Genomic DNA, 12,693 nt, shown 5'->3' on the forward strand with positions numbered 1-12,693 from the left:
ATTTAACCAGAGTGTAGAAACAAATGAAAAAGCGCTTTTTACAAAAAGTATCATCAGTTTGTGCAAAAATAAGCTTTGCCACCGCATTTGTTATTGGCATATTACTCTTTACCTTAAGTGCGGATGCTAGCGAAGTTTATCGCTCAAGTTTAGGCGCCGGAACCTTTTTCTTTTTTATGGTCGGTATTGTGCTTCATGCTATTGGCAGCGCCGATTTACCCAACCTTACCCCAGGAAAAGACTGATTATTTTCACTGTCACCAATTGCACTTAAGCCATTGGTGACAAGCTGCTCGCCACTTTACCCCTTATTAATACCTTCTTTATACCTATCTAATTAATAACGAAAATATTTTCTTATCTACTGAACAATTATTGCCATCAAAGCACTCTACAGCTATGCTGAACTAACAAAGTTAAAATTTACTACCGTGATCAAGAAGTAAAATGGAACCACTTCTTATGTCGTTCAACTAATATAAAGGTGCGTTGAGAGTTAGGCATGCAGAATCGTTCCACTAAAGAAGTCGCAATACTCGCCACCACCCTAATTGTTGCCATTGTAGTGTCAATATTTGCCACTATTCGCTTTGTTAATCAAGAATACGCAGTGGCCACATTAGACAGCGCTGTTGTCGTGTTAATGGTGACAACATTTGCTTATGTTTATTACCGCAAAAAAGTTGAAGAAGCTGGGATTATATTAGGCTTTTTCTCTATTTCAGCAATTCTGATACTGGTTTATATTCGCGGGCCAAGTGCCTTACTTTGGTCGTATCCAGCGATATTTGCCTGCTTTTATTTATTGTCGACCCGAAAAGCGATCTTTTATTCGTTTTTTGCTTTATTTTGCCTTACCGCATTAGTATTCCCAGAACTTAATTCATTAGAATTTTCGTCATTTCTAGCCACCTATTGTATTACCTGTTTATTTTCTTATGTTTTTTCAAAAACGATTCAAATTAGTATGCACAAACTCGAAAGTAACCTGCGTATTAATCACTATCGAAACAGCATATTAGAATTAATGATGCAGTCGACGCCACTATCTGAAGTGTTAAATGCGATAACCAAGTGTGCTGAACAAGAAATGCCTGACGTTATGTGTAGTATTTTACTGTACAACCCTAAAACCAACCAGCTCACCAAAGGAGCAGCACCTTCATTGCCCGAATTTTACAACAATGCGATTGAAGGTGTCGTAGCAGGTGAAAATGTTGGCTCGTGCGGAACTGCCGCATTTCTTAAAAAACGCATCATTGTTGAAGATATCGCCACCCATAGATACTGGCGAGACTACAAAGAACTTGCCGCCTCGGCGCAACTTGCCGCGTGCTGGTCAGAGCCTATTTTGAATCAAAAAAATGAAGTATTAGGCACGTTTGCCATTTACCATGATCATGTTGCCAGCCCAACCCAAGCCAATATAACGCTAATCGAATTGTTTACCTCATTAGCAAGCCTTGCCATTGAGCGCGAGCAAACTAATAAACTTATTTGGCATCAAGCTAACTTTGATCATTTAACCGGTTTGCCGAACCGTAATATGATGCAAGAACACTTGCAGTTCGCGATAAAAAATACCAAACGCACACAGAAAAAGCTCGCCTTGGTGATGTTAGACCTTGATCACTTTAAAGACGTAAACGACTCGCTCGGACATGATATTGGTGACTTATTATTAGTAGAAACGGCTAAACGTATTCAAAACAATATTCGCGATAATGATGTAGTTGCTCGATTAGGTGGCGATGAATTTGTCTTAATACTGTCTGAGTTAGAAGATTTTTATGGTCCAGAACGCATCGTTCAAAAGCTTCAACAAGAGCTCACCAAACCTTTTCATTTAAAAGAAGAACTGGTGCACACCTCCGCAAGTATGGGCATTACCATTTTTCCAGATGACGCTACCGATATTGAAACCCTACTAAGCAATGCTGACCAAGCTATGTATGGCTCTAAAAGTTTAGGTCGCAACAAATATCATTACTTCACCGACGAAATGCGCGAGTCAACGCTTAAGCGATTACAGCTGATTAAAGATTTACGTTGTGCGGTTGATAACAACGAGTTCTTTTTGGTTTATCAATCGATTATTGATATAAACACCAAAAAAATTACCAAGGCAGAAGCCTTATTGCGCTGGAATCATCCAGAAAATGGCTTAATTAGCCCATTAGAGTTTATTCCTATTGCTGAAGAAACTGGCTTGATCATTGAAATCAGCAATTGGATATTTGAGCAGGTCTGTCAGCAAATCAAACTATGGCGCAGTCATTATCAGCAAGACTTACAAATCAGTATTAATACCTCGCCACGGCAATATCATTCGGGTGATGGTAACATCATTCACTTATTATCTAGGCTCGCTGAACACGACTTAACGTCTGATGCGGTAGTATTTGAAATCACTGAAAATTTACTGATGGAGTCGCATCACGAAATAGAGAACTCGCTAGAAGTAGTGCAACAAATGGGGGTTGAACTTGCTATTGACGACTTCGGCACTGGTTACTCTTCGTTCTCTTATTTACGTGAATTTAATGCCGATTATTTAAAAATTGATAAAAGCTTTGTGCAAAAAATGTCACAAGGCAGTCAAGACCTTGCCTTGTGTGAAGCGATAATCGTGATGGCGAAAAAGCTCAACATTGCAGTAATTGCCGAAGGCATCGAAACCAAAGAACAACTCAATTTACTGACTAAAATTGGTTGTGACTACGGTCAAGGCTATTTATTGTCAAAACCAATAATTGCTGAAGAGTTTGAGCAACTACTCGCCAAGCAACTTGATCCGCATTAATTACCGACCACAGGAGGCTCTGTTCGCGGGCGCCACTGCCACCATTGCTGTTCACCTTCTTGAATACCTTCTTTACTTTGATGGATATCCCAAGTAACTAAATAGTCTGGGTTGGTCACTTTTACCCCTTCTTGTGACGTATGGAACTCCCCTTTCGGTGCGTTGAACCAGCATGATAAATTAGCTGGAATAATAAAGTCAGCGCCATCAGCCTCTGTAGCACTTGCTAAGGTAATGGTGATACCCATTTCGGCATCAACCGCTTTTACCGTGCCCGTTAATAACGACTGCTTTAGTTGATCACCCTTTAAATCAAAGTAAGTTAAACCAATCAAGCAGGTTTTATTAATCGCGTCTTCCAGTGTGTTTAACATTAATCAAATCTCTTTCATGCTTGCAATAAAAAGTGCGCTAAAAAGCGCACTTCTGTCATTCGTTAATTGTCGCAACTAATGGGCTAAAGGTGCAACCCCTGTTGCTGGATTGTCAGCTAAACCAATATCACGAGCGTGCTGTTCAAACCCTTTGTTTTTCCAGAAAAATGCACCTGGCATCGTGGTTGGAATTACCAAAATATAAAATAATGCGCGGCCAATTGCGGCAGTAAATACATTAAGTAGTGCTAACGCTACCCAAGCAACTAACGTAAAAGTGGTTAACGCTTCGCTAAACGTTAATAACGCAATAGCTGCAACAATGTTTAGTCCTAACAACCAATTACGTAATAGATAGGTTTTACCAAATGTTGTGCATTGAATGTAGTGCGCGGCACCACCTTCATTTTCACTACGGTTTAAATCATAGTTATGGGCAATTAAACCAATGGCTTCGATGATCATACCAATAATAAATACGCTGGCGAAAATCGGCATTACGCTTGCCAATTCACCACCTTGAGCAAAGACAGTCGCTAATACAATGACGCCGCCAACAAACGCACCAATTGATAAGCTATTACCGGCAAAAGCGGTTGCTGTTTGCCAATGATTCCAAAATGGGCGCGCCTTAATTTGGTAACACTTGTTCATGTAAAATAGTCCACCGCAACCGGCTAGCAAAGCAAAGATACCTGTGCCTTTAACGATTTCAGCTAACGGTAAACCTGCAGTTAACGCAACAACATCTAAGCCAATAACGTCGTTAATAACACCAGCAGCCCATTCATTACTTGGCAGTGCAAATAATGCCGTTAAGCCACAGCCTGCTGAAAACAACGCTAAACCTAAACCTTCACGTGCCATTGGAGAATAACGTAAGTTGTTAAAACCACGGTAAAAGCGCATGGGTTTACCTAAGTGAGTGACACTCATTAACAGTGCAAATGCGGTCATCGCTAATGCGGTTACTGTTAACGGTAAAAACATATCTGACTGGCCAAAACTCACTAATGATTCAACACCAAATAATGCTCCTAAAAATGGAATTAAAAATACACCAAAAGCGGCTTGTGCAAACAAGGTAAATAATACTAATGGATTTTCACGGCTATTAAGTTTGCCAAAGTTCCAGTGTTTTGCTTTACCCACTTTTTGGTCAACAACCGGTTTGTAATTACCTTTTTCATCTCGATGGTATTTTACTGGCATAGAGTCAGTGCGATTCATTTCAATCGGTAAGGTTTTTGTTTGCTGAAAACGAATATTCGGATGGGTAATTTCTGGCGTTGGGAATCCCGGAATTTCAGTTTTACATTGTTCACGGTTTTCTGGGGTATTTTCAATGACACCAAAATCTAGAGCATTACCAACACACGCTGATACACACGCCGGCTTTAAGCCAACCTCTAAACGGTCGACACACATATTACATTTAGATACGCGGCCTTTTACTGGGTCAAGTTGTGGCGCATTGTACGGACAAACCCAGGTACAGTAACCACAACCAAAACAGGTTTCCGGATCTTGTAAAACGGCGCCATATTCAGCATGTTTGGTATAAGCTTTTGTTGGGCAACCTTTTAAACATACTGGGTCATCACAATGGTTACACGCCATTGATATGTTCATACGTTTATAATCTGGGTACGAACCACCTTCAACATAGCCAACCGAGCGAAACGCTAAATGCGCTGGGTTTTCGTTTTTCTCTGAACAAGCAGCTTCACAAGCATGACAGCCAATGCAGTTATCAGCGGTGAAGAAGAAACCATGCTGTTTATTACGATTAGGATTTGAGCCCACTTCTGGGTTCTCGTTAATAAACATCGAGCGTTCTTTGGGTAGATCGGTCAATTCAACTAAATCAATTAATTGCCCGTAACGGTTTTTATCTTGAATAGGTTGGTCAGGCAAAAATGCGTATGGACGCTCTTGCGTACGTACTTCCCAGTGATTTGAGCGACCTGCCTGCTCTGGCTTGGTAGCGCTGGTATCAACCTTCATGGTTGCTGGGTCAAAACTTTCAACTACCGACTCAACTGGCGGTTTATTTTTTAATTCTTGATTCATAATAGTTACCTTTAGCCAGTATTAAAAAGTACGTCGTTCAGCGTTTAAGCGTGCAGCTTCGGCTTGGTCAACCGGTTCAATGCGCACAGAACACTGTTTAAATGCTGGCTGGCGAGAATAGGGGTCTAACAAACCTAGCGTTAGTCGATTAACACAGTCGTGGAAATGAAACGGAATAAACACCATGTTTCTAGAAACGCGCTGAGTTAACTGCACTAAAACTACTGCGTCACCACGACGACTGGTTAAGCGCACGTAAGTTTGATGCTCAATGCCCAGCTCTGCGGCAGCGTCTGGGTTCATTTCCATATAAGGTGTTGGGCTAAATTTATTACAGTTACCAATTTTTCCGGTACGAGTACGGGTATGGAAATGTTCAACCACTCGACCACTGTTTAACCAAAATGGATAATCTTGACACGGCTTTTCGTTATTGTCGTAAAAGTCGATACAAATTAGGTTGGCTTTTTGTGATGGCGTTTGGAATTTTCCATCGGTATATAAACGCGGATCACCTTTTTCAATGCCTTTAGCTGCATCTTCTTCGCTATATGGCCATTGAATACCGCGCGCTTTAATCAGCTTTTCATAACTCATGCCTGAAATATCAAGAGTACGGTCATTGCCATAAGCATTATTGCCTTTTGATAAGTGCTTCATTTCATTAAACACTTGCTCTGGCTCATCAGGGAAGTCAATCACACTACCATTTTCAAAACGTTTTGCCATTTGATTGAAAATCCAAAAGTCTGGTTTTGAATTAGCAAATGGTGGTAATACATTATCAATTAAGTTAACACGACGTTCGGTATTGGTATGACAGCCTTGTTTTTCTGCCCATACCGATGCGGGGAAATAAACGTGTGAATATTGGTTCATTTCAACATCTTCGTAGACATCTTGTACGACAAGAAAGTCGAGGTTTTCTAATGCTTTTCTAATGCGACCGGTATTTGGCATTGAGGTCATCGGGTTAGTTGCAACAATCCACAAGCCTTTAATTTCACCGGTTTCAATAGCAGGGAAAATATCGGTTTGTGCTAGACCACGTTTTTTCGGGAAGAACTCTGGGTCGATGCCCCAAAAGTCAGCAATTTCTTGGCGATCACTTTCATTTTCTAAATAACGATAACCTGGCAAGCCAGAACACGAAGACCATTCACGTGTGCCCATCGCGTTACATTGACCGGTAATTGATAATGAAGTACCGCCCGGTTTACCTATGTTGCCAGTAATTAAGTTCAGGTTATTAATGTTAACTACGCCATCGCTACCATGAGTTGACTGGTTAATACCCATGGTCCATATGCTCATCGCTGCTGGCGCTTTGGCATAAATACGGGCTACGTTGCGAATCGTGTCTTCATCAATACCACATTGGTGTTGTGCTTTTTCAGGCGCGTAGTCTTGTACTAGCGCTTTAATTTCATCAAAACCTTGGGTATGTGCATCGATATAAGCTTGATCTTGCAACCCTTCATTAATGATGACATACATCATTGAGTTAATCAGTACGCAATCGGTACCTGGGGTGATCGGCAAATGAATATCAGCAAACTGCGCCAACATGGTAACGCGTGGGTCAACCACAATCAGCGGAAATTTACGTTTCTCTAGCGCTTCTTTTAAACGCCAGTAAATAATCGGGTGTTGCTCTGGCAGGTTGGAACCAAAGGCCATAAAACAATGGGTATGTTCAAAATCGTCATAACATCCTGGAGGGCCATCACTACCAAATGAACGCTTATAGCCACTTACTGCCGACGCCATACATAGCGTGGTATTACCATCGTAGTTATTGGTACCAATACAGCCACGTGCTAATTTTCCTAGCGTATAAAACTCTTCGGTTAACAGCTGTCCTGTTGAGACAATGGCAAACGAGTCTTTACCGTATTTTTCCTGAATTTCTTTGATTTTTTCCGCTGTGGTATCTAAGGCAGTATCCCAGGTGGTTTTTTCAAAGCTTTCGTAATGTTTCTCTCGAATTAATGGTTCAGTGCCTCGGCCGGGGCTTTCAAATAACTCATGTTCAAGTAAGCCCTTAATGCAGAGTTTACCGCGGTTAACATCTGCGCCAGCATGGCCACGTGAAGTGACAATTCTTTTTTCGTCGTTAAGACCTATTTCAATCGAACAGCCCGTTGAGCAGTAATTACAGGTGGTATATTTCCACTCACTCACTTGTTTACTGGGAATGGAGATCGGCTTTCTTTTTTTGCGTCCAAACAACATCACTGAATCCTAGATAACATTTAAAAATAACAATCTATCTTGATTAAGCAAAAATCAGACCCAGAAAAAATATTTTTTATTTTCTTTAAAATCAATTAGCTAGAGTTGAGCACCTATTCTACATTGAACATTATAGGTGCTCTGGGATCATTTTGGTGCACAAGAAATCGTGCAATTATTGAAACGTTTTTGCTAAGGCTTGCAGCTTAAGTGACTGCTCATTTAATACCAAGATATTTTTAGAAATAACATCTGAGTCAACCAGTGCTTGTGCTAATTCAGAGACGCGTTGCACGTTATTGTTCACCTCTTTGGCAACCACACTTTGCTGCTCAGAGGCTGTTGATACCTGCGTCGTCAAATCGCTAATCGATAACATTTGCTGATAAATTTGCGCCTCTGATGCCTTAGCTTGTTCGCCTGAGTCCAAGCAAACTTCACTCGTTTTAATATTTTCTTCCATTAAAACAGCCATTTCGTTTAACTTTTCCATGATCTGAGACACTGCACCATTGATACCTTCTGAGACAGTATGAGTACGGCCACTTAGCGAACGAACTTCATCTGCCACTACAGCAAATCCGCGACCTTGCTCACCTGCACGAGCCGCTTCAATGGCAGCATTTAATGCCAATAAATTGGTTTGATCAGCGATGCCTTGTATTTCACTCATTTGTGCATTAATTGAATCGGCAATCGATACCAATTCGTTCGCTGAAACATGAGCTTGCGAGACCTTATTTTGTAAGGTAGAGATATGAGTGACAGAATCATCAATCAAGGTTTGCGAGTTTTCACAAGCTTTGTAGACAGTTTCGACACGATCTGAAGTATCCACCACATGCTCACCTACACTACTGATAGTAGATGACATTTGCTCCATTGCTGTAGCAATTTGCGCCGTTTCATGGTTCTGCGCTGCAATGCCTTTGTTGGTTTCTTGAATACCGTGGTTAAGATTATTTACTACCGTGGTAATGGCATTCATCGAGTCTTGCATCCGCCCTAAAATAGTGCGAATACGTGCTTCGTAGAGGCTTTTACGAAACTCCAATACCGATGCAGCGCCGCCGTCGGTATATACCGCTCGACAAATACTGGTGAATTCTTGTTTTTGCTTTGAGACATAACGTGGCAATACGACGAGCTCATCGAACAAGCTAGCGGCTAAAATTAACATTGCAAATAATGTGATCGCCGCACTGACAAAGCCGCCGCTAATAAAAGCGGTGGCTAAAATTGCCACACATGAAAGCGCCGCAACTGATTTTTTAATCAGGTTTATTTTAGCTTCAGCTAAACCCAGTTTGTTTTGGTTAATGGCGTGATAGATGGTTTGCGCTTTTTGTTTAAGGGCATCAGAAGGTTTCACTCTTACCGATTGGTAACCTGTGATGGTACCATTTTCGTAAAGCGGTGTTACATAAGCATTAACCCAATAATAACGCCCATCTTTACAACGGTTTTTTACCACACCTTGCCAATGATTGCCGGCTTGAACTTCTTGCCACAAATCTTTAAAAGCGGCTTTAGGCATATCAGGGTGACGGACTAAATTATGGTTTTTTCCAACTAACTCATCTTGACGATAACCAGCGACTTTACAAAAAACCTCATTGGCGTAAGTGATCACGCCACGTGTATCGGTAATTGAAACTAATTGTTCTGACTCATCAAAAAATACCTCTTCATCAATAATCACTTGATCACGCCTTGCCATTTGGAAATCCCTCAAACTCCTTTATTTTTCAGTTTAGTGTACTTTATTTTTTTTGCTATCTAGAGCCAAATACAAAATAGTAACAAAACGAATTGGCCGCATAAATCGTCGATAATTCCCGATTTAAATCCGTTTACTGATCCCGATCAAATACCCGAGCAATTTAATCAAGTATTATCATGGCAGTTATTTTTTAAATTGATGGAGTTAGTTATGGGTTGTTGTGGCGGATGTGGTGGCGAAGGTCACGAAGCTAAAAAAGAGCAAGAGCAAACTGAAGAGCAAAAAGAAACCTCTGAAGAGTAATTGCGGTCTCATTTCACACCAAGTAATGAAACACAAAAAAACCTGCAATTGCAGGTTTTTTTATGGTTAAAATAAGCAGTTTGCTTATTTTAAGCTTGCGTAGTACGCAGAAATATTTGCTACATCTTCATCAGATAAACCCATAGCCATTGGAGCCATCACTGGGTCTTTACGAGCACCTGATTTAAAATCTTTTAATTGCTTAGCAAGGTAAGCTTCTTTTTGACCCGCTAAGTTAGGGTACATAGGAACAGCAGAAACACCAGCAGCGCCATGACACGCAGCACACACACCTGATTTTGCCTTACCAGCAGCAACATCAGCAGCTATCGCAGGTGAAGCCATCATAACAGTAGCTGTAATAGCTAAAGTAAGTTTTTTCATAAGTCATACTCTCTTTGATGATTAAATTTTTTAGTGAACTAATTCGATTATATGGAAAAAATTTAACATTGTCGTTTAATTTTTTAACATATCGACCATATAACGAATCTATATCAAACTTACTTTTAGTATTGTATTAAGTGATATTGACGTCAATTTATCATTAAAAAAGAGCATAACCTTAACGGCAATGCTCTTTTTAGTTTCATCATATTATTGTAAGTAATACTTACTCACCTGGGTAATACCATACTGGTGAGCCCCAAGCGCGTTCTTGAACAGTCACTGGCACACCTTCCATTAAAGGCTTATTCGCTCTAACAGCATCGTAAGTTGTCCAACGCGGTGTTGGAATTTCAATCGCTCGCACGTAGTAAACCGCTGAATCATTTGGATCAAACTCAGGGTCAACCCAAGAGGTTAATAATTCTGAAGAACCAATGTCGTTGGTATAGGTTGCTGTGGTTGCATCGACAGTATTGCCTACTGCGGGCACGTTACCTTGGGCATCTATGGTGCGGTCGCCAGACCAAGCAACATTAAAGACTTTTTCTTTAATCGTACCATCATCAAGCAGACTTGATTTAACCACTTGCAAACGATCTAAGTTTGCACCATTGGCATCTTTTAACGCCCAAATGTTAAACACTAATGGGCCATTTTCTTTACCATTAAAGTTAGTGCCCATTGGGTGGCCTTTAGCAAGACCTTGCTCGACAAACTCTTTATAATCTTTTGGATTTTTAGGTAAATCGAAGCCAGCAAACATTCTTAGTTTCATGCGGCTACCACTGGTGGCGTAAGTTTCTTTACGCTTCATGCCGTCCCAAATTGCACCACGGGTATTTGATTCAGCCCAAACCCCAGTAATTGCACCTGGATTCACATCTTTACCTGAGATCCAGCCACCAACAACTTCGTTGCGACGTCTATCAACTGTGCCGTCTGCTTCACCATGACTACCATTGATAAAGTTGCTTTCATCAACATTACCTGGTGTGCCATTGTGCGTATCTGTACCGCCAACAAAACCAAATTCAAATGGGTTTGTCCCTAACGCTTCTTTGTGTTTAAGACCTTGGGCAATACCGTCGCGAACAAAGTTATTTTTAGTGTAAGTACGTTTTGAGTAGTTTTGAATTGAGTCAGCATTTTCAAAATCGGCAAATTCATCTGAGGTCCAAAAAGACGCATGCACTTCAGAATTACCTTTTACTTGCATCATTTCAATTGCAGGTTCAAAACGATTTCTTAATTCAGCATACTCTGGCGTTAATGGATTGCCTTTTGAGTCGACACTGGCAAACATCATTTGTTTACTGGCATTTGAGTTATGGGCAATAGCAAAAACATCCATACCTTGCTCTTCAAGTGTTGCTAACCAATCCCATAAAGCTTCTTCACGATTAATTTCAATGTAACTCATTGGCAGTTCGGGCACATTTGAGTCGCGGAAGAAAATATTACGGTGTAAGTTGCCACCTTTTGATGCACAACTCCACTCATAGGCAGGAATAGTCGTGAACGTACCTGGATCGTTATGCTTGTCAGCCGTATCAACCATCATTTTCCACGCAGTTTTTACCGTGTCTTCACCTGGAAATAAGAATGAACGTTGTGGAATAGGCGAGCGGTTATTAGCAATAAAATTCTTTAAGAACCAATGCTCTCTTTCTTGATAAGTTTCTAAACCAATGAACTCTTGCATTTCTTTGGTATTGTGGCCGGGCGAGTCTTGATGTTGTGCAGCATAAAGCTCGCCAATGTATTCCGCATGATCTGTTAAGGCAACAAAATCTAAAGGTTCGGTAATTTTGAACGGTTTGCCTGCCATTTCAATGGTTTCACCTTTGGCAAAACTATAGGCACCTTCATGATCAAGGGCATAACCACCTAAATACGCGTCTAATGAATAAGATGTATGAACGTGAGTATCGCCAAAGTAGACATCTTTTTGAGGATTTACAGCGAATTTAACCGCACTTTTTGCAATTTTAGCTTGTTCTTTTGTCGGGTTAACTTTTGCTGAAGTTTCAACGTCAGAGTTACAAGCACTTAGAGCAAAAGCTAGTACCATAGCTATCGCTACAGGAGAAAATTTTTTATTCACTTTCATACGATTACCTATTTAGAGTATTCTTTAATCAATCATTAATTTGTGCTGATCTCTGCATTATAGATTAGTGTGTAGTTCACAATATTAGGCGACTAACCATACTTACCATTAATTAACCAGCGACTGTAAATGTAGCCCAATAGATGTTAGAAATATGTTAATTTTAAGTTAACAGAAAGATCTTAATGGTATTCATAGTAAGCTATATTAAAAAGCACATCTAAGATTGAAACATCGAAACTTCGCTTGGCTTTGCTGGCGTTTCTTTATCTTGCTAAAGTAACGAGCGTATATTATGTCAGCATGAACTGAGTGTTATTTGCAATGAAGCTAACGACCATTGTCTCCATCTTCTACAAATGTTTTAGCACTTTTGTGATCATGTTATTAATACCCCCGACCGCTTTCGCCGACATTCAAGCACCAAAGGCAAGTTTCAGCTTTTCTCAGCGAGCATTTACAAGCGATGCTAATCCTGCCTTTGCAGCATTAGTCGTCAGCAGAAAAGATCCTCATGTTGTCACTGGCGGTATGCTCAACTTAGGTATTGCGCTTGAATATGGAAAGTTGGATGAAATATTTGAACTGTATAACGACCTGTCAAATGGCTTTGAACCGTCCGATCCTGACATTGGTGCCTTCCTAGTGCCCGTTTAGGTTTTAGCCGTAACTTAGCCGGTAC

General features: G+C 40.6%; 9 protein-coding genes. 3 read left to right on the forward strand and 6 right to left on the reverse strand.

Features of this window, described 5'->3' with window-relative positions:
* The first annotated feature begins 23 nt into the window (after positions 1 to 23).
* Positions 24 to 245 carry a hypothetical protein gene (locus tag ACRRSQ_RS07800; protein ID WP_440875152.1) on the forward strand — a complete coding sequence of 74 codons (222 nt, stop codon included), beginning with the start codon at positions 24 to 26 and terminating at the stop codon, positions 243 to 245.
* Between the two features lie 257 nt (positions 246 to 502).
* Entirely contained in the window at positions 503 to 2,803 is a 2,301-nt protein-coding gene (locus ACRRSQ_RS07805) for an EAL domain-containing protein (protein WP_440875153.1), read from the forward strand.
* Here ACRRSQ_RS07805 and ACRRSQ_RS07810 read toward each other — a convergent pair.
* From ACRRSQ_RS07810 to ACRRSQ_RS07835, 6 genes are all read right to left on the reverse strand, one after another.
* Positions 2,800 to 3,177 (reverse strand): hypothetical protein, encoded by a 378-nt coding sequence (locus ACRRSQ_RS07810; RefSeq protein ID WP_440875154.1) that lies wholly within the window; start codon positions 3,175 to 3,177, stop codon positions 2,800 to 2,802. The genes ACRRSQ_RS07805 and ACRRSQ_RS07810 overlap by 4 nt on opposite strands.
* 75 nt (positions 3,178 to 3,252) lie before the next feature.
* The gene (locus ACRRSQ_RS07815) at positions 3,253 to 5,184 is read right to left on the reverse strand and encodes a DmsC/YnfH family molybdoenzyme membrane anchor subunit (RefSeq protein ID WP_440875316.1); all 1,932 of its coding nucleotides are present in this window, start codon (positions 5,182 to 5,184) and stop codon (positions 3,253 to 3,255) included.
* Between the two features lie 87 nt (positions 5,185 to 5,271).
* On the reverse strand, positions 5,272 to 7,485 hold the full coding sequence (locus tag ACRRSQ_RS07820) for a molybdopterin oxidoreductase family protein (protein WP_440875155.1): 2,214 nt from the start codon (positions 7,483 to 7,485) through the stop codon (positions 5,272 to 5,274).
* Between the two features lie 175 nt (positions 7,486 to 7,660).
* Positions 7,661 to 9,205: a methyl-accepting chemotaxis protein gene (locus tag ACRRSQ_RS07825; RefSeq protein WP_440875156.1), complete on the reverse strand. Its 1,545-nt coding sequence runs from the start codon at positions 9,203 to 9,205 to the stop codon at positions 7,661 to 7,663.
* Between the two features lie 390 nt (positions 9,206 to 9,595).
* Entirely contained in the window at positions 9,596 to 9,895 is a 300-nt protein-coding gene (locus tag ACRRSQ_RS07830; protein WP_440875157.1) for a c-type cytochrome, read from the reverse strand.
* A 229-nt stretch (positions 9,896 to 10,124) separates the two neighbouring features.
* On the reverse strand, positions 10,125 to 12,011 hold the full coding sequence (locus ACRRSQ_RS07835; protein WP_440875158.1) for a DUF3604 domain-containing protein: 1,887 nt from the start codon (positions 12,009 to 12,011) through the stop codon (positions 10,125 to 10,127).
* Positions 12,012 to 12,392: 381 nt separating this feature from the next.
* Between ACRRSQ_RS07835 and ACRRSQ_RS07840 the strand changes: the two genes are divergently transcribed.
* Positions 12,393 to 12,668 (forward strand): hypothetical protein, encoded by a 276-nt coding sequence (locus ACRRSQ_RS07840; RefSeq protein ID WP_440875159.1) that lies wholly within the window; start codon positions 12,393 to 12,395, stop codon positions 12,666 to 12,668.
* The last annotated feature ends 25 nt before the right edge of the window (positions 12,669 to 12,693 follow it).

It is taken from the genome of Thalassotalea sp. PLHSN55 (genome assembly GCF_052030545.1).
Taxonomy (GTDB): domain Bacteria; phylum Pseudomonadota; class Gammaproteobacteria; order Enterobacterales; family Alteromonadaceae; genus CANMXU01.

Coding starts and splice junctions, on each gene's coding strand:
- ACRRSQ_RS07825 (WP_440875156.1), bottom strand. CDS start 9,205: ATGGCAAGGCGTGATCAAGTGATTATTGATGAAGAGGTATTTTTTGAT.
- ACRRSQ_RS07815 (WP_440875316.1), bottom strand. CDS start 5,184: ATGAAGGTTGATACCAGCGCTACCAAGCCAGAGCAGGCAGGTCGCTCA.
- ACRRSQ_RS07805 (WP_440875153.1), top strand. CDS start 503: ATGCAGAATCGTTCCACTAAAGAAGTCGCAATACTCGCCACCACCCTA.
- ACRRSQ_RS07840 (WP_440875159.1), top strand. CDS start 12,393: ATGTTATTAATACCCCCGACCGCTTTCGCCGACATTCAAGCACCAAAG.
- ACRRSQ_RS07810 (WP_440875154.1), bottom strand. CDS start 3,177: ATGTTAAACACACTGGAAGACGCGATTAATAAAACCTGCTTGATTGGT.
- ACRRSQ_RS07830 (WP_440875157.1), bottom strand. CDS start 9,895: ATGAAAAAACTTACTTTAGCTATTACAGCTACTGTTATGATGGCTTCA.
- ACRRSQ_RS07835 (WP_440875158.1), bottom strand. CDS start 12,011: ATGAAAGTGAATAAAAAATTTTCTCCTGTAGCGATAGCTATGGTACTA.
- ACRRSQ_RS07800 (WP_440875152.1), top strand. CDS start 24: ATGAAAAAGCGCTTTTTACAAAAAGTATCATCAGTTTGTGCAAAAATA.
- ACRRSQ_RS07820 (WP_440875155.1), bottom strand. CDS start 7,485: ATGTTGTTTGGACGCAAAAAAAGAAAGCCGATCTCCATTCCCAGTAAA.